Genomic DNA, 17,626 nt, shown 5'->3' with positions numbered 1-17,626 from the left:
TCTGCCCCATCATTTTGCAAGCGCCGCAAGGGGGATAGCATGACGCCTGAGGATAGGATTCATGCGCTTGGCATCTGGCAGGGTCCGATTGAAATTTCGCCAATATCCGGTGGCATCACCAACAGGAACTATCTGGTTAGCGATGCCGTCGTGCGCTGCGTGGTGAGACTCGGCGCCGATATTCCGATCCACCACATCATCAGGCAGAACGAGCTTGCCGCAAGCCGCGCGGCGCATGCCGCCGGCCTGTCGCCTGCCGTCATCCACCATTCGCCCGGGGTGCTGGTGCTCGACTATGTCGAGGCGCGGGCGCTGTCGCCCGAGGATATCAGGGCACCTGACATGCTGGCCCGGGTCGTGCCGCTGCTGCGCGCCTGCCACCATGACATCGCGCGGCATTTCCGCGGCCCGGCGATGATCTTCTGGGTCTTCCACGTCATCCGCGATTACGCCGCCAGCCTGAAGGAATCGGGCAGCCTCCACCTTCCGCTGCTGCCGGCGTTGATCGGCAAGGCCGAGATGCTGGAAGCAGCGGCAGGGCCGTTCGAGATCGCCTTCGGCCATAACGATTTGCTGGCCGCCAATTTTCTCGATGACGGCAAGCGGCTCTGGCTGATCGACTGGGATTATGCCGGCTTCAACACGCCGCTGTTCGATCTCGGCGGATTGGCCTCCAACAACGAGTTCTCGCAAGCCGCCGAGCAGATGATGCTCGAGGGCTATTTCGACCGGCCGCTGACCGATGAGCTGAGCCGCCGCTACGGCGCGATGAAATGCGCCTCGCTGCTGCGCGAGACGCTCTGGAGCATGATTTCGGAAATCCACTCCACCATCGATTTCGACTATGCCGCCTATACGGCCGAGAATCTGGCGCGCTTCGAGCGCGCCTATCAAGCCTTTGAACAGGATCCATAAATGACGAGACAATTACCGAAGACGGCAAAGGCCGTGGTCATCGGCGGCGGCATCATCGGCTGCTCGACAGCCTATCATCTCGGCAAGCTCGGCTGGACCGATACCGTGCTGCTCGAACGCAAGAAGCTGACCTCGGGCACCACCTTTCATGCCGCCGGACTCGTCGGCCAGCTGCGCACCAGCGCCAACATCACCCAGTTGCTCGGCTACTCCGTCGATCTCTACAAGCGGCTGGAAGAGGAAACGGGCCTCGGCACCGGCTGGAAGATGAACGGCGGCCTGCGCCTTGCCTGCAACGAGGAGCGCTGGACGGAGGTCAAGCGCCAGGCGACCACCGCCCAGTCCTTCGGCCTCGAAATGCAGTTGCTGACGCCGCAGGAGGCTTTCGATCTCTGGCCGCTGATGACGATTGACGATCTCGTCGGCGCCGCCTTCCTTCCGACGGACGGTCAGGCCAATCCTTCCGATATCACCCAGGCGCTGGCGAAAGGCGCCCGCATAGCAGGCGTTTCGATCTTCGAGGATACCGAAGTCCTCGACCTCGAGATCGACAAGGGACGAATCCGCGCCGTTGTGACCGCCGAGGGACGTATCGAATGCGAGCGCGTCGTCGTCTGCGCCGGCCAATGGACGCGCGCCTTTGGCCAGCGTTTCGGCGTCAACGTGCCGCTGGTCTCGGTCGAGCACCAATATATCATCACCGAATCCTTCGGCGTGCCCTCCAACCTGCCGACGCTGCGCGATCCCGATCGCCTGACCTATTACAAGGAGGAGGTCGGCGGCATCATCATGGGCGGCTATGAGCCCAATCCCATTCCCTGGGCGAAGCAGGGCATCCCGGAGGGTTTCCATTACACGCTGCTGGATAGCAATTTCGACCATTTCGAGCAGATCATGGAACAAGCGCTCGGCCGCGTTCCGGCGCTGGAGGATGTCGGCGTCAAGCAGTTGCTGAACGGCCCGGAAAGTTTTACGCCTGACGGTAACTTCATTCTCGGTGAGGCGCCGGAGCTGAAGAACTTCTTCGTCGGCGCCGGTTTCAACGCCTTCGGCATTGCCTCGGCCGGCGGCGCAGGCATGGCGCTCGCCGAATGGGTGACGAAGGGCGAGCCGCCCTATGATCTCTGGCCGGTCGACATCCGCCGCTTCGGTCGCCCGCACTTCGATACCGACTGGGTGCGCACCCGCACGCTTGAAGCCTATGGCAAGCACTACACCATGGCCTGGCCTTTCGAGGAGCATTCGAGCGGCCGCCCCTGCCGCAAATCGCCGCTCTATGACCGGCTGAAGGCGCAAGGCGCCTGTTTCGGCGAAAAGCTCGGCTGGGAGCGGCCGAATTGGTTTGCCGATCTCTTCGCCAATGAGGAGCCGAAGGATATCTACAGCTACGGCAGGCAGAACTGGTTCGATGCCGTCGGCCGCGAGCATAAGGCGGTGCGCGAGGCGGCCGTCATCTTCGACCAGACCTCCTTCGCCAAATTCGTGCTGAAGGGCAGGGATGCCGAGGCGGCACTCTCCTGGATTGCCGCCAACGATGTTGCAAGGCCCGTGGGATCGCTCATCTACACGCAGATGTTGAACGACAAGGGCGGAATCGAATGCGATCTGACCGTCGCCCGCATCGCCGAGGACGAATATTACATCGTCACCGGCACCGGTTTCGCCACCCACGACTTCAATTGGATCGCCCGCAATATTCCGGCGGAGATGCATGCCGAGCTGGTCGAGGTCACCTCGGCCTATTCCGTGCTGTCGCTGATGGGACCGAATGCACGCGCGGTGCTGGAAAAGGTGACAGGCAGCGATGTCTCGAATGCCGCCTTCCCCTTCGGTCAGGTCAGAACCATCGGCATATCGGGCTGCCCGGTGCGAGCATTGCGCATCACCTATGTCGGCGAGCTCGGCTACGAACTGCATGTTCCCATTGAATATGCGACCACGGTCTATGACGTGCTGATGGCATCAGGCGGCGAATTCGGCCTCGTCAATGCCGGCTATCGCGCCATCGAGAGCTGCCGCCTGGAAAAGGGCTATCGCGCCTGGGGCTCCGATATCGGCCCCGACCACACGCCGGTTGAAGCCGGCCTCGGCTGGGCGGTGAAGATCAGGAAGAACATTCCGTTCCGCGGCCGCGAGGCGATCGAGCGGCAGCTTGCAGACGGCGTGAAGAAGCGCCTCGCCTGCTTCGTTCCCGACGATCCCGATACCGTGCTGCTCGGCCGTGAAACCATCTATCGCAACGGCAAACGTGTCGGCTGGCTCTCGAGCGGCGGCTTCGGTTATACGCTTGGGAAGGCGATCGGCTACGGCTATGTCCGCGACCCGGAGGGCGTGACGGAGGATTTCGTTCTCGCCGGCACTTATGAACTCGATGTCGCCAGGGAGCGCATTCCCTGCAAGGTGTCGCTGGCGCCGCTCTACGATCCCGATATGATGCGGGTGAAGGCTTGACCATGCGGTATGGCGGAGAAGAAAGAGCAACCCCGAACTTCCTGTGCTCGTCACAGGAATCCAGCCACCGCGCGTCTGCGCGGTGAATGACTTCCCACGGCCTGAATAGAGTTCCCCGCGCCCAGGGACTTGGGCGCACTGGATCCCTGTGACGAGCACAGCGATGACGGAGGAGAGGGTATGCCGTGTGGCACACCCTCTCTTTTGCCGAAAAGACTCACACTTCTTAAAACAGCGGCAGCCGGTCGTCCTGGATTAGGATCTCCAACTTGTCCGAGACATCCTGCGTCCAGGCCCGATGTCCGGTCAAAGCCGCCGGGAAAAGGCCGGGGAGGGTGAAGAGCGCCGCCGAAATCGCCGGGCCGGTGCGCGGGACGTCGGCAATCAGCGCGGCGATCTCAGCAGCGCGGGGATCGCGCAGCTCATAGCGCTCGCCATTGCCATGTTCGCCGGTCGCATAACGCATCCACGCCGCGACGGCGATCGCGTAGGTCTCCGCCCGGTCGCCAAGGGCAAGCGCCTCGCATGCCGGCTCCAGCAGCCGCTGTGGCAGTTTCTGCGTGCCGTCCATGGCGATTTGATAGGTGCGGTGCGCGATCGCCTTATTTGCAAAGCGTGCTATCAATTCATTGGCGTAGTCATCGAGATCGATGCCCGGCACCGCGTCCAGTGTGCGCGCCGCCGCGTGCATGTGGCGGTAGGCAAGCGCCGCCAGGCCGGCATCATCCATAACGTCTCGGATGAATTCATAGCCGCCGATATAACCGAGATAGGCGAGCAGCGAATGGGCTCCGTTCAGCATCCTGAGCTTCATTTTTTCGTAAGCCGAGACTTCCTCGACCATCAGCGCGCCGCGTACCTTTTCCCAGGCCGGACGGCCATTGGCGAAATGGTCTTCGATGACCCATTGCGTAAAGGGTTCCGTCTCGACCGCCGCCATGTCGGTGCGGCCCGTCAGCCGCTCGGCATCGGCATAGGTCGCTTCGGTGCTTGCCGGCGTGATGCGGTCGACCATCGTCGAGGGGAAGGGCACATTCGCTTCGATCCAGCGATGCAGGTCGGCATCGATGCGCGAAGTGAATTCCAGCACGAGGCGTTTCAGCACGGCGCCGTTGCTCGGCAGATTGTCGCAGCTGAGCGGCGTAAAGGGGGCGATGCCCTTCTGCCGTCGGCGCGCCAGTCCTTCGACGAGATAACCGATGACGCCGCGCGGCGCATGCCGATTGGCGAGGTCGGCAACGACATCGGGATGCTTGAGGTCGAGGCCGCCGGTTGCGGGATCGAAGCCATAGGCCTTTTCCGTGACCGTCATACTGACGATGCGGATGGCAGGGTCCTCGAGCCGCGCCAGCAGGCCGGCCGGATCGCGTGGCGCCACATGCGCCTTCAGGATCGAGCCGATCACTTCGGCCGTCGTGCCTGATGTATCGCGGATCAGCATCGTATAAAGCCCGTTCTGGGCGGAGAGATTGTCCGCGACATCGGGCGTGCGCAGGCTCGCCACCTCAATGCCCCAGTCGCCGCCGGCTGCTGCGAGTGCAGCATCCGTGAAGGGCGCGAAATGGGCGCGGAAGAAGGCGCCCGGGCCGAGATGCAGGATGCCAGCCTTCAGCGCATTCCTGTTATAGGCGGGAAGCTTCGCCGTCGGCGCAAGGCCGGTCACGTTCTGCAGTCTGTCGCTCACAGCTTGTAGGCCTTCTTTGCATTGTCATAGGAGAGTTCGCGCGCCACGATCTCGGCTTCCTTCCCGGAAATCCGATGCTCGGCTGCGAGTTGAGCGAGGAAGCGGCAGACTTCACGGCGCCAGACGTCGTGGCGGGCCGGGATCGACAGCAGCGCCCGCGTGTCATCGTTGAAACCTGCCATATTGGCGAAACCGGCCGTCTCTACCACCTGGTCGAGATAGCGACGGATGCCGAGCGGGCTGTCATGGAACCACCAGGGCGGGCCCACCATCAGGCAGGCCCAATGGCCGGCCATCGGCGCCAGCTCTCGCGCATAGGTCGTCTCGTCGAGCGTGAAAAGCAGGATGCGCAGGCCCGGCGCATGGCCATATTTGCAAAGCAGCGCATTCAAGCCGCCGACCCAGTCCGTGCGTGTCGGGATATCGGCGCCCATATTGGGGCCGCGGGTGGCAAAGAGTCCGCTGTCGGTATTGCGTCGCGAGCCGGCATGGATCTGCATCACCATGCCGTCCTCGGCCGAGAGACCGGCCATCTCGGTCATCATCTGGCCGCGGAAAAGCTCGGCCTCAACAGCCGAAAGCGGGCCCTTCAATGCCTTGTCGAGCAACGCCTGCTTTTCGGCCAGCGGCAGATCAGCGGTGAAGGCTGTCGGCACGCCGTGATCGGTGGCAGTCGCGCCGAACTTGCGGAAATAGGCGCGCCGGCGCCGATGCGCCTCGATCAGGCCGTCCCAGTTCGTCACGTCGGCGCCGGTGATTTCTCCGAACTTGAGGAGATTGTCGCGGAAACCGACGGCATCAGGATCGGTGACGCTGTCCGGCCGGTAGGTGGTGCGCACCTTACCGATCCAGCCCTCCGCCGCCATCTTCTGGTGATGGACAAGCGGGTCGAGCGCACCTTCGGTCGTCGCGATCGTTTCGATGCCGAATCGCTGATGCAGCGCCCGCGGGCGGAATTCGGGACGGGCGAGCTGGGCATTGATGTGATCGTAAAGCGCATCGGCATTATCCGCCGTCAGCGGTTCGGTGCAGCCGAGCACGGCCGACATTGCATGATCAACCCAGAGGCTCGAGGGCGTTCCGCGGAAGAGATGGTAATGCTTGGCAAAGGTCCGCCAGATCGCCCGCCCCTCAGCCACCGGCTTGCCGTCGAGCCTGGGAACACCGAGCTCGTCCAAGGTGACGCCGACGCTGTGCAGCATGCGGAAAAGATAGTGATCGGGAATGACCAGCAGCGAAGCGGCGTCTTCAAAAGGCTTATTGTCGGCGAACCAGGACGGTTCGGTGTGCCCATGCGGGCTGACGATCGGAAGATTGCGCACCGTCTCGTAGAGGTCTCGCGCGATGGTCCGTGTCGCCGGGTCGGCCGGAAAGAGCCGGTCCGGATGAAGAAAGCCGTTGCCTGCATCCATCAGTATTCCTCCCTGATGGATTAGGGCCTACCCCACTACATCGGGCACGGCAAGGTCTTTTAGTAACCAAACGGTTCAGTTTTGCGCATGGCCGCGCCGGGGATCGAAAACATTGACGCGGCGGCCTATTTCCGGTTTGGGAGAACCATCTGTTCTGCCGGTGTCGGCAAAGGAGGATCGATGTCCGACGAGACCAACCGCATCACCCGGCTGGAGGAAATGCTGGCCCATCAGGCAAAGACGATCGAGGAGCTTTCCGATCAGCTCGCCGAACAATGGAAGAGCGTGGAGCAGATGCGCACCAAGCTCGAACGGTTGACAGAACGCTTCCTGTCGCTGGAGGAGCAGTCGCTGGACGCGCCGGCCATCACTCGTCCGCCGCATTATTGAAAACACGCGGCGGAATGCCGCGTGCTCTCGGTACAGGGGCCGATCAGACGCCGCCAATGCAGAGATATTTCATCTCTAGATAATCGTCGGCGCCATGGCGGGAGCCCTCGCGGCCGAGACCGGATTGCTTGATGCCGCCGAAGGGCGCCGTCTCGGATGACATCAGCCCGGTATTGATGCCGATCATGCCGTATTCCAGCGCCTCCGCCACCCGCCAGACCTTCTTCAGGTCACCGGCATAGAAGTAGGCGGCCAGGCCGAATTCGGTGTCGTTGGCCTGAGCGATGACGTCCTCGGCCGTCTCGAAGCGGAAGAGCGGCGCCACCGGCCCGAAGGTTTCCTCGCGCGCCACCGTCATGCCGCGGGTCACGCCGGTCAGCACCGTCGGCGCAAAGAAGGTGCCGGCGCCGTCGATGCGCTTGCCGCCGGTCAGAACCTTGGCGCCCTTGGCCAGCGCGTCGCCGACATGGTCCTCCACCTTGGCAAGACCCTGCTCGTCGATCAGCGGCCCGATCTCGACACCGGGCTTGAACCCGTCCCCGACCGACAACTCGGCGACCTTGGCGGCAAGCTTCGCGGCAAAGGCGTCATAGACGCTGGACTGGATATAGAGGCGGTTGGCGCAAACGCAGGTCTGGCCGGCATTGCGATATTTGGAGGCGATCGCGCCCTCGACGGCGGCGTCGAGATCGGCATCGTCGAAGACAATGAACGGCGCGTTGCCACCGAGCTCCAGGCTCACCTTCTTGATCTGGTCAGCGCATTGCCGCATCAGGATGCGGCCGACTTCCGTCGAGCCGGTGAAGCTGATCTTGCGCACTTTCTCATTGCCGCAGAGCTCTCGGCCGATTGCCGGCCCGTCGAGCCCGACGATCAGATTGAAGACGCCGGCGGGAATGCCGGCCTGTTCGGCGAGCACGGCGAGGGCAATCGCAGTCAGCGGAGTCTGCTCGGCCGGCTTCGAGACGACAGTGCAGCCGACGGCAAGCGCCGGGGCGATCTTGCGGGCAATCATCGCCGCCGGGAAATTCCACGGTGTGATCGTGCCGACGACGCCGACCGGCTGCTTGATGACGATCATGCGCTTATCCTGGGAAGGCGCCGGGATCGTCTCGCCGTAGATGCGCTTGGCCTCTTCCGCATACCATTCGATATAGGCGGCGGCATAAAGGATCTCACCGCGCGCTTCGGGGAAGGGCTTGCCCATTTCGGCCGTCAGGATCGCCGCGAGCGCGTCGGCATTGGCGACGATCAGGTCGAACCATTTGCGCAGGATCTGGCTGCGTTCCTTGGCGGGGCGGGCAGCCCAGGCCGGCTGGGCAGCATTGGCCGCATCGATCGCCGCCCGCGTTTCGGCTGCGCCCATATCGGGGAGGGAGGCGAGCAGCTCGCCGGTTGCCGGGTTCAGAACGTCGAAGGTCTTTGCGGCGTCGCCCGACGTCCAGACGCCGTTGATATAGCCGGCATCGCGCAGCAGCGGCGAGGAAAAGGCAATGTGCCTGGTCAGTGCGGTAGTGAAAGCCATATCATATCTCCTTGGGAGCGGCTGCCGATCGCCGGCGCCATTGAAATCCGGGTTCGATCGGCGCTAGCTGGCGGCACTGGCCTCCAGCATCGAGGTCTCGAGAATGTCGAGCGCCTCGCCGAAGACCTCGTCCTGGATGGTGATCGGCGCGAGGAAGCGGATGACGTTTCCATGGACGCCGCAGGTGAGCAGGATCAGCCCCTTGTCGAGCGCTGTCAGCCGCACCTTGTTGGCGAAATCAGCACTCGGCAATCCCGTCCTCCGGTCATTGAATTCGACGGCGTTCATGAAGCCCGGTCCGCGAATATCGGCGATCTCCGGCACCTTTTCACGCAAGGATTCCAGCCGCTGCTTCAGCCGCCCGCCGAGCAGGTTCGCGCGGTTGCAGAGATCCTCCTCCTTGATGACGTCGAGGACGGCATGGGCAGCGGCGATACCGAGCGGATTGCCGCCATAGGTGCCGCCGAGCCCGCCCGGCCCCGGCGCGTCCATGATTTCGGCGCGGCCGGTGACGGCAGCAAGTGGGAAGCCGCCGGCGAGGCTTTTCGCCATCGTCGTCAGGTCGGCGGCCACCTCGTGGTGATCCATCGCGAACATCTTGCCGGTGCGGGCAAAACCGGTCTGCACCTCATCGGCGATCAGCAGGATGCCATGCTGGTCGCAAAGTTCGCGCAGGGCTTTCATGAAGGCTGCGGTCGCCGGATAGAAGCCGCCTTCACCCTGCACCGGCTCGAGGATGATGGCTGCGACACGCTGCGGATCGACATCGGCGGCGAAGAGTTTCTTCAGCGCCGCAAGCGACTGATCGACGGAGACGCCATGCAGTTCGACGGGGAAAGGAACATGGAAGACATCGCCGGGCATCGCGCCGAAGCCGACCTTGTAGGGCACGACCTTGCCGGTCAGCGCCATGCCCATGAAGGTGCGGCCGTGGAAGCCGCCGCCGAAGGCGATGACGGCCGAGCGGCCGGTCGCGGCACGGGCGATCTTGACGGCGTTCTCGACCGCCTCGGCGCCAGTGGTGACGAAGATGGTCTTTTTCTGGAAATCGCCGGGCACCAGCGCGTTCAGCCGCTCGGCGAGGCTGACGTAGTTCTCGTAGGGCACCACTTGGTGGCAGGTATGGGTGAAGCGGTCGAGCTGATCCTTGACCGCCGCAATGACCTTGGGGTGGCGGTGACCGGTGTTGAGCACGGCGATGCCGGCGGCGAAATCGATATAGCGGCGGCCCTCCTTGTCCCAGATTTCGGCATTCTCTGCGCGATCCGCATAGATCTGGGTAGTCATGCCGACGCCGCGTGAAATCGCGGCGTTCTTCCGGTCGGTAAGGCTTGTCGCGGTCATCGAGCTGCTCCCGTGTTGCAGGTTTTTGGAATTATCTTACATAAGTTCTGTAAGAATCTCTGGAAATTCCTACATTTTTTCTGCAAGAAAACAAGCGGCATTTTTTGCTTCAAACATCACGCGATTTGATGAATGCTCGCGCAACGAGAATCGGGGTATTGGCTGATGAGTGACAACGGGCCTGTGCGCTACAAGGTAGCGGAGGCCGCGCGGCTGGCGGGAGTCTCCGCCTCGACGCTGCGCCTCTGGGAAAGCCAGGGCCTGGTCGTTCCCGGCCGCTCCGAAACCGGCCATCGGCAATATAGCGCCGACGACGTGGCGCGGCTGAAGCGCATCTCCTGGTACCGGGTCGAGCGCGGTCTCAATCCGGCAGCAATCCGAGAGGCGCTGGAGAGCGAGGAACCCTCCGCGGACAGTGCCGAACCCGGCCAGGATTCCGGCCTCGGCCGGAAACTGCGGAGCCTCCGCCACGCCGCAGGCAAGACCCTCGATCAGGTGGCCGGTGATATTGGCATCACCGCGTCGACGCTCTCGACGCTGGAGCGCACCTCGCAAGGCGTCGGGTTCAAGACGCTGCACGACCTCGCCGAATATTACGCCACCACCGTCTCCCGCCTCTCCGGCGAGGAAAGCGTGGAGGTGCCGGCAGTGATACGCGCCGGCGAGTGGCGCACCTGGCCGGAAACGACCCCCGGGGTTACGGTGCAGTTGCTTGCCGAAGGCCGCAGGATGATGGATTGCCATCGTTTCGTGCTGGCGCCGGGCGCTGCCAGCGAGGGCGCCTATCGCCACGAAGGCGAGGAATTCATGCATGTCCTGTCCGGCCGGCTGGAACTGGTGCTTGACAGCGATCAGTTCTTCGATCTCGGCCCGGGCGATTCACTGTATTTCGAAAGCCGCCGCTACCATTCCTGGCGCAACCGCCACGATGGCGAAACCGTGCTTCTCTGGATCAACACGCCGCCGACATTCTGAACCAGCCGCAGCAGGAAGCAGTTTCGCAATGTGTGCCTTTGCGCTATAGCGCGAGTGGAGAATATCCGAACGAAAGACAGTCTCATGGCCGCCACCATCCGTTATCACGAAGGCGATATTTCCGCGGCCGACGCGGCCCGCTACACCGGCGCGATCGCGATCGATACCGAGACGCTGGGCCTGGTGCCGCGGCGGGATCGTCTCTGCGTCGTCCAGCTTTCTCCGGGTGACGGCACCGCCGACATCATCCGCATCGCGGCCGGCCAGAAAGAGGCCCCCAATCTCGTCGCTCTGCTCGAAGATCCCACGCACCAGAAGATCTTTCATTACGGCCGCTTCGATATTGCCGTGCTCTTCCATACCTTCGGCGTCACGACGAACCCGGTATTCTGCACCAAGATCGCCTCGCGCCTCTGCCGCACCTACACCGATCGCCACGGCCTCAAGGACAATCTCAAGGAAATGCTCGACGTCGATGTCTCCAAGGCGCAGCAATCGTCCGATTGGGCGGCCGAGACGCTGTCGCCGGCCCAGCTCGAATATGCCGCTTCCGACGTGCTTTACTTGCACGCGCTTCGCGACAAGCTGACGGCCCGCCTGATCCGCGACGGCCGGTTCGATCATGCCACGGCCTGCTTCGCATTCCTGCCGACGCGCGCCAAGCTCGACCTGCTCGGCTGGGAAGAGGCCGATATCTTCGCTCACAGCTGAGCGAATTGCCGTCAATCTTCACTGTCTGCGGTCGCGGGTGAACTGATCCGCCGGCGTTAGCGATTCGTTAATCTCTGTTTCTTAATATTCGATTTAATTTTTAGGCATTCGATGGCGCCGCTTGCGTCATGCGGACAGGAGGATCTGCTCGGGATGCAAGGGACCGGATGAGCGCGGTCCTTTCATAGAGCCTGCTTTCATCGTCACTTTACGAAAGGGCATGCCATGCTGACCCCCGTTCGTGCAGCGTCCAATGCAAGCTTTTCATCTCAGGGCCAGACTGCGGCGATCGTGGCCGGCAGTCCTGACCGTTCGGTGATTGCCCCCGCGCCCGTCAACGCGGTCGAGGCCACTGAGCTGAATTCCGCCATTGCCGGCAAGCTCAATATCCTGCTCCTTGCGGCGCGCGAGCGCATGGTTGAAGCCCTTTTCGATGTCATCGATGCGGCTGGCCGCTCGATCTCGCTCGATCGCGGCGAGGACGAGAGCAATTCCGCCTTCGCCTCCCGGCTCGCCGATGCCATCCGCGGGCTGCCGACCGCCAGGATCGATGAGGTCGAAGGCCAGCTGAGCGCGCAGGGGCACAGTCTGCCGCTTCGGACGATCGCGGAAGCCTTGAAGAATCCGACAGGGCCTGAGGCGGCGCGTATCATCGCCTATCTGGAAATCGTGCGCTACAAGGACCGTGATCTCGCTGCCCGCGCCGTCGTCCGATCCTATGGTCAGAACGATGCTTCGCCGATGCGCGCCGAAGCCCGGCCCGAGATCCAGCTGCATGAAGCCAGCCTGCTCGCCGCGATCCGCCAGCCGGCGGAAACGCAATCTGAACCAGCCGGCAAATTGATCGAGACCGCCCTGCTTGCGGCAAGCGAGGAAGCGGTGAGCGCCGCAGCCGTGGAAGCCGCGGATCCTGAAATTTCGCAGTCTGAAAACTGGATTCGCTCCGCTTCGGTGACAAAAGCAGAGCTTGCCCCGAAGGTCGAAGCCCGGCAATCAGTGCCGGCAGAGCCGCGTGCGGGTGACGACACGGCCGAGGTGACGGAGCCGCCGGTCATTCAGCCTCTCGCAACGTCGGAAAAAGCCGATCCTCTCATTCCCCGGAACTGGACGGGAATCCTCGCCTCCATGACCGAAGCGGTCTCCGAGATGATCGTAACCATCATCCGTGAGCAGGACGTCGAAACGGTGCAGGAGGATGGTCCCGTCGAGGCGGCGGTGGAGGTCGATGCCATTCTCGACGAGGCCGTCATCAGCGAAGCGAAGGAGACCTTGACGAGACAGCCGGCAGATCTGGCCGCTGCCGATGCTCGACAGTCCGCAATGCCCCACCTGTCTCAGATGGAACCCGGGGCCACGGCTGCGGCTGCCCGCCAGCCGAAAGAAATTGCCGCACAGCCGCAACCGATGCCGCTGCCCGACATGGCGGAGGCCTCTTATGTGCCGCTCGCGGCCAAGGTGGCGGAGGGCTTTGCCTATGCTCAGCTGCCTTATCAGTTCGCCAAGGATACGCCGTCGAACGAAAAGGCCGGTGAAACGAGCCACCAGCATCACCATCACCAGGACGGTGCGCCGCAGGACGAGCAGCAGGCGCAATCCGGCGGCGAGGATGCCGAACCCGATGCTGAAGGGGCGGAGGCTGCACCCGAGCGCAGGACGCCGAGGATGATCGATACCGAGCCGTCGGCATATCGGCCCGACACTGCAGCCGATCCGGTCTACGCGCTTTATCAGCGCATGGCCGGCTGGGAATAGCGGCTTTCATCACCTGAAAATGAAGAACCCGCCGGATCGCTCCGGCGGGTTCCGCATTTCAGACGTGACTGCGAGGCTTATTCGCCGCCGCGGTTCTTCAGGGCTGCGCCCAGGATGTCGCCGAGCGAAGCGCCCGAGTCGGACGAACCGAACTGAGCGACGGCTTCCTTCTCTTCCGCAATCTCCAGGGCCTTGATGGACAGCATGATCTTGCGGTCCTTCTTGGAGAAGTTGGTGACGCGGGCGTCGACGACCTGGCCGACCGAGAAACGCTCAGGACGCTGCTCGTCGCGGTCGCGGGCGAGATCGGCGCGACGGATGAAGGACGTGATGTCCTCGTGGTTGACGAGCTTCACTTCAATGCCGCCATCGTTGATGGCGATGACTTCGCAGGAAACAACGGCGTTCTTGCGCAGGTCGCCGGAAGCTGCTGCTTCACCAACAGCATCCTTGCCGAGCTGCTTGATGCCGAGCGAGATGCGTTCCTTCTCGACATCGACGTCGAGAACGACGGCCTTGACGACGTCACCCTTGTTGAACTCCTCGATGACCTGTTCGCCCGGACGGTTCCAGTCGAGGTCGGAGAGGTGCACCATGCCGTCGACATCGCCGTCGAGGCCGATGAACAGGCCGAATTCGGTCTTGTTCTTGACTTCGCCTTCAACTTCAGTGCCGGCCGGATGGCTGCGGGCGAATGCTGCCCACGGGTTTTCCAGCGTCTGCTTGAGGCCGAGCGAGATACGGCGCTTGGACGGATCGACTTCGAGAACGACGACTTCGACTTCCTGGCTCGTGGACAGGATCTTGCCAGGGTGAACGTTCTTCTTGGTCCAGGACATTTCCGAGATGTGGATCAGGCCTTCGATGCCCGGCTCCAGCTCGACGAACGCACCGTAGTCGGTGATGTTCGTAACGGTACCGGAGATCTTCTTGCCTTCCGGATACTTGGCCTGGATGCCATCCCACGGATCGGACTCGAGCTGCTTCATGCCGAGCGAGATGCGGTGGGTTTCCTGGTTGATGCGGATGATCTGAACCTTGACCTGCTGGCCGATGTTCAGGATTTCCGACGGATGGTTCACACGGCGCCATGCCATGTCGGTGACGTGCAGCAGGCCGTCGATGCCGCCGAGGTCGACGAACGCACCGTAATCGGTGATGTTCTTGACGACGCCGTCGACAACCTGGCCTTCTTCGAGGTTCTGAACGATTTCAGAACGCTGCTCGGCACGGGACTCTTCCAGGACCGTGCGGCGCGAAACCACGATGTTGCCGCGGCGCTTGTCCATCTTGAGGATTTCGAAGGGCTGCGGGTTGTGCATCAGCGGGGTCACGTCGCGGATCGGGCGGATGTCGACCTGCGAACGCGGCAGGAAGGCGATCGCACCGTCGAGGTCGACCGTGAAGCCGCCCTTGACCTGGTTGAAGATCACGCCTTCGACGCGCTCGCCGGCTTCGAACTTGGCTTCGAGCTTGATCCAGCTTTCTTCGCGGCGAGCCTTCTCGCGCGACAGAACGGCTTCACCAAGCGCGTTTTCGATGCGCTCGACATAGACTTCGACTTCGTCGCCGACCTTCAGCGAACCGTCCTTGGCGCGTGCGCCGAATTCCTTGAGCGCGATGCGGCCTTCGACCTTGAGGCCGACGTCGACAACGGCGACATCCTTTTCGATGCCCGTGACGATGCCCTTGGTGACATAGCCTTCAGCCAGATCGTTTTTGGCAAAGGACTCTTCGAGAAGGGCCGCGAAATCCTCGCGAGAGGGAGTTGCTACTGACATAAAATCTCCTGCGTGGCCTTCGATAGCGTCAAGGCCCACGTATGCGCCGGTTGGTTCGTGTTGAATGGGCCTGAACCCAGTCCGCCTTCTCTGACGAAGGCAATCCGGCGCTTGGACGGAATTTCAGGCTGCATTAAAGCGATCCATGCGTCTGAGCATGCAAAATCGCTTGAATTTAGGCATTTCGGTTCAAGACCGCATCGATGATCGATTGAGCGGCTTGAAACGCGGCCTCTATACTCATTTCCGACGTATCAAGCAAGTGCGCATCATCAGCTGGTTTCAAAGGGCTGTCGGCCCGCCCCATGTCGCGTTCGTCGCGCCGCTTGACGTCTTCGAAAATCGCCTCCAAATCCGCCGTCGCCCCCTTGCCCAGGATCTCGTCGTAACGGCGTCTGGCGCGCACCTCCGGCGACGCCGTCACATAGAGCTTGACCGGCGCATCCGGGCATACGACCGTGCCGATATCGCGCCCATCGAGCACCGTGCCCGGCGTCTTTGCCGCAAACCGGCGCTGCGCCTCGACCAGCGCCCGGCGCACCGCCGGCATGACGGCGATTTTCGAGGCAACTTCACCGATCTCGTGTCGGGAAAGTATATCGCGATTCAGTCCGGCGAGTTCAACCTCCCGCGCGATCTTTTCGGCCACCGCCTCGTCGTCGAGCGGCAGGCCGGCATCGAGCAGCGCCTTGGCCGTTGCGCGGTAGGTCAGCCCCGTGTCGAGATGGTGAAAGCCGTATCGTTCAGCGATAAGACGCGAAAGCGTCCCCTTGCCGGCCGCCGCCGGGCCGTCGATGGCGATGGTGAAACTCTTTGTTGCCATGGGATCAATCCTGCAATGATGCGCCGTATGGCGCCAAAGGGGTCGTCTTGCGCGGATGCGGCTGGAACAGCTGGAAGCTGGCGGTGGGCTGCGGCGCAGAGCCATGCATCCCGTAATCCTCTGTAACTGCAGCACATTTCTTCCGAAGCGTCGGCCTGGCCGGCTGCTGCCTTCGCCCGCTTCTTCTACTGCCGCGGCTCGTTACCACAAACACCATGAGCGGTCATCCGTCTGCAGGCCAAAACGCCCGCGCCGAGATGATAAAGTTTGGCTTTGACATGGGAAGCCACAGCGATTAAGGGGACCGGCTTATAAATTCCGATGGAACGCCGGCTTGCACGGCATTTTGCCGAATCGCGGATTCGGCCATTCTCACGAGGCTTATAGTGGCGAAAGCGGAACTTGGAACCAAGCGCACCGATCCGGAAACCGGCAAGAAGTTTTATGATCTGAACCGGGATCCGATCGTTTCCCCTTATACCGGCAAGTCCTATCCCCTGTCCTTCTTCGAGGAAACCTCGGCGATCGCTGAGGTTGCCGAAGAAGACGAGGTCGCGGAAGTCGATACCGAAAACACCGAAGTCGAACTGGTTTCGCTTGAGGATGCCGACGACGGCGCCTCTGGCGACGACATTCCGGACATGGGCGACGACGATGTCGAAATCGAAGGCGACGACGATGACGACACTTTCCTCACGCCCGACGAAGACGACGACGATGACGACATGAGCGACATTATCGGCGTGACCGGCGACGAAGACGAAGTCTGATCGGACAAATGCCGGCCCGGACAACAAAAAAATTCCGGGTCGGTTTTTTTGGGCTTGCTATCTGCGAAAACCGCAAGTAAGAAGCCGCCACTCCAGAGGGAACGCCCTCCGGAGCATCCCAGGACCGGCCATGCCGGACCGCCTTGATGGGGCTATAGCTCAGCTGGGAGAGCGCTTGCATGGCATGCAAGAGGTCAGCGGTTCGATCCCGCTTAGCTCCACCAGCCTACGCTCTTCGAGCTTCGGCTTGGCAAGCCGGAAGGCTTGACGGAACGAGGGCGAGAAGGAGGCGGAGGCTGCCGCGACGTAGTTGCGAAGCAACGTAGGCGGGCTGTGATCCTTCCATGAAATATGTCTACATTCTCAATAGTGTCGAACTTCCGGATCGCTAATACGTTGGCGTGACGGGCGACCTGAAGTCGCGTCTGGCAAAACATAATGCCGGAGAAGTTTCTCATACCTCGAAATACGCCCCTTGGTCTCTCAAGACCTATCTCGCCTTCTCCGACGAAGCGCAGGCCTTTGCCTTTGAGAAGTATTTGAAGTCGGCTTCCGGCAGAGCATTCGCAAAGAAAAGACTCTAGCCGCGCTCACGCCACCCCCGGCAGACCGTTCCCACAGCCTGCCGGCGCCTTCCGCCTCACATCTCCACGATCGCTGCCGTCACCCGTTTCACCACCGGCAGCACCAATAACAGCACCGGAAAGGCGATGGCCCAGGAGAGGACCCAGGCGGATGGCCACATGGCAAGTGCAACTGCGGTCAGGCCTTGCGCTCTGACGATGCTGATTGCGGAGACGACTGATGTCATTAGCAGCGAGAGGATGAGCGGCATGACGATCGCATTGTAGCGCTTGGGGAGTTTGCCTTTGGGCATTTTGATCTCCGTAAGATGCCGATCGAACAATCGCGCAGCGCCGATCGGCGGTTGCGCGTTGATTGACGTAAACGCTTACGGAGCTTCGGTCTGAAGCGACGCCGTTTTATGATCGAAAGAATCTTTTCGCGCAAGCGTGGCCCCGGCCAAATCCTCTTTGCCAATTCCTCAACGAACAGGATTTATCCTTGCTGCAAGAATCTCAGTGATTCGCCT

Annotated in this window: 15 protein-coding genes and 1 tRNA gene; 9 read left to right on the top strand and 7 right to left on the bottom strand. The window is 62.1% G+C overall.

All coding sequences use genetic code 11. The annotated features are described in order from the left end of the window. Window positions 1-39: 39 nt before the first annotated feature. Entirely contained in the window at window positions 40-915 is an 876-nt protein-coding gene (locus HJB91_RS26300) for a phosphotransferase (RefSeq protein WP_221156174.1), read from the top strand. Next, complete coding sequence (locus tag HJB91_RS26295) at window positions 916-3,366, top strand: FAD-dependent oxidoreductase (RefSeq protein WP_221156164.1); 2,451 nt, start codon at window positions 916-918, stop codon at window positions 3,364-3,366. 226 nt (window positions 3,367-3,592) lie between these two features. On the opposite strand, the gene HJB91_RS26290 is transcribed toward HJB91_RS26295, so the two are convergent. Both HJB91_RS26290 and uxaC read right to left on the bottom strand, forming a co-directional pair. Next, the gene (locus tag HJB91_RS26290) at window positions 3,593-5,050 is read right to left on the bottom strand and encodes a mannitol dehydrogenase family protein (RefSeq protein WP_221147653.1); all 1,458 of its coding nucleotides are present in this window, start codon (window positions 5,048-5,050) and stop codon (window positions 3,593-3,595) included. Further along, a complete protein-coding gene (uxaC, locus tag HJB91_RS26285) occupies window positions 5,047-6,462 on the bottom strand; it encodes a glucuronate isomerase (protein WP_221156161.1) in 1,416 nt (471 codons plus the stop codon). The genes HJB91_RS26290 and uxaC overlap by 4 nt, the downstream gene beginning before the upstream one ends. 180 nt (window positions 6,463-6,642) lie before the next feature. Here uxaC and HJB91_RS26280 point away from each other — a divergent pair, with 180 nt between their 5' ends. After that, on the top strand, window positions 6,643-6,852 hold the full coding sequence (locus HJB91_RS26280; RefSeq protein WP_210629676.1) for a SlyX family protein: 210 nt from the start codon (window positions 6,643-6,645) through the stop codon (window positions 6,850-6,852). A 43-nt stretch (window positions 6,853-6,895) separates the two neighbouring features. Here HJB91_RS26280 and HJB91_RS26275 read toward each other — a convergent pair whose 3' ends face one another. Next, window positions 6,896-8,377, bottom strand: coding sequence for an NAD-dependent succinate-semialdehyde dehydrogenase (locus HJB91_RS26275; protein WP_221156151.1), 1,482 nt, complete (start codon window positions 8,375-8,377; stop codon window positions 6,896-6,898). 63 nt (window positions 8,378-8,440) lie between these two features. Next, window positions 8,441-9,721: a 4-aminobutyrate--2-oxoglutarate transaminase gene (locus tag HJB91_RS26270; RefSeq protein WP_221156149.1), complete on the bottom strand. Its 1,281-nt coding sequence runs from the start codon at window positions 9,719-9,721 to the stop codon at window positions 8,441-8,443. Window positions 9,722-9,886: 165 nt separating this feature from the next. Between HJB91_RS26270 and HJB91_RS26265 the strand changes: the two genes are divergently transcribed. From HJB91_RS26265 to HJB91_RS26255, 3 genes are all read left to right on the top strand, one after another. Next, the gene (locus tag HJB91_RS26265) at window positions 9,887-10,696 is read left to right on the top strand and encodes a MerR family transcriptional regulator (protein ID WP_210629673.1); all 810 of its coding nucleotides are present in this window, start codon (window positions 9,887-9,889) and stop codon (window positions 10,694-10,696) included. Window positions 10,697-10,780: 84 nt separating this feature from the next. Continuing rightward, window positions 10,781-11,407, top strand: a complete 627-nt coding sequence (locus HJB91_RS26260) for a ribonuclease D (protein ID WP_064800202.1) — start codon at window positions 10,781-10,783, stop codon at window positions 11,405-11,407. 225 nt (window positions 11,408-11,632) lie between these two features. Beyond that, window positions 11,633-13,159 (top strand): hypothetical protein, encoded by a 1,527-nt coding sequence (locus tag HJB91_RS26255; RefSeq protein WP_210629672.1) that lies wholly within the window; start codon window positions 11,633-11,635, stop codon window positions 13,157-13,159. A gap of 77 nt (window positions 13,160-13,236) precedes the next feature. On the opposite strand, the gene rpsA is transcribed toward HJB91_RS26255, so the two are convergent. Together rpsA and cmk are read right to left on the bottom strand one after the other, a co-directional pair. Continuing rightward, the gene (rpsA, locus tag HJB91_RS26250) at window positions 13,237-14,940 is read right to left on the bottom strand and encodes a 30S ribosomal protein S1 (RefSeq protein WP_210629671.1); all 1,704 of its coding nucleotides are present in this window, start codon (window positions 14,938-14,940) and stop codon (window positions 13,237-13,239) included. A 175-nt stretch (window positions 14,941-15,115) separates the two neighbouring features. Further along, the gene (gene cmk, locus HJB91_RS26245; protein WP_221156131.1) at window positions 15,116-15,763 is read right to left on the bottom strand and encodes a (d)CMP kinase; all 648 of its coding nucleotides are present in this window, start codon (window positions 15,761-15,763) and stop codon (window positions 15,116-15,118) included. Window positions 15,764-16,149: 386 nt separating this feature from the next. Here cmk and HJB91_RS26240 point away from each other — a divergent pair, with 386 nt between their 5' ends. The 3 genes from HJB91_RS26240 (at window position 16,150) to HJB91_RS26230 (ending at window position 17,117) form a co-directional block, all read left to right on the top strand. Further along, window positions 16,150-16,533 (top strand): TIGR02300 family protein, encoded by a 384-nt coding sequence (locus HJB91_RS26240; protein WP_210629669.1) that lies wholly within the window; start codon window positions 16,150-16,152, stop codon window positions 16,531-16,533. Between the two features lie 148 nt (window positions 16,534-16,681). Continuing rightward, a tRNA-Ala gene (locus HJB91_RS26235) sits at window positions 16,682-16,757 on the top strand. Window positions 16,758-16,934: 177 nt separating this feature from the next. Next, window positions 16,935-17,117 carry a GIY-YIG nuclease family protein gene (locus tag HJB91_RS26230; protein WP_311044446.1) on the top strand — a complete coding sequence of 61 codons (183 nt, stop codon included), beginning with the start codon at window positions 16,935-16,937 and terminating at the stop codon, window positions 17,115-17,117. 56 nt (window positions 17,118-17,173) lie between these two features. Here the strand turns inward: HJB91_RS26230 and HJB91_RS26225 are convergent, their stop codons facing one another. Then, window positions 17,174-17,410, bottom strand: a complete 237-nt coding sequence (locus HJB91_RS26225) for a DUF2798 domain-containing protein (RefSeq protein WP_221147656.1) — start codon at window positions 17,408-17,410, stop codon at window positions 17,174-17,176. Window positions 17,411-17,626 lie beyond the last annotated feature (216 nt).

It is taken from the genome of Rhizobium sp. NLR10b (genome assembly GCF_019685435.1).
Taxonomy (GTDB): Bacteria; Pseudomonadota; Alphaproteobacteria; order Rhizobiales; family Rhizobiaceae; genus Rhizobium.
Note: the sequence above shows the minus strand (reverse complement) of the source record. Positions and strands in the feature narration are given on the sequence as shown.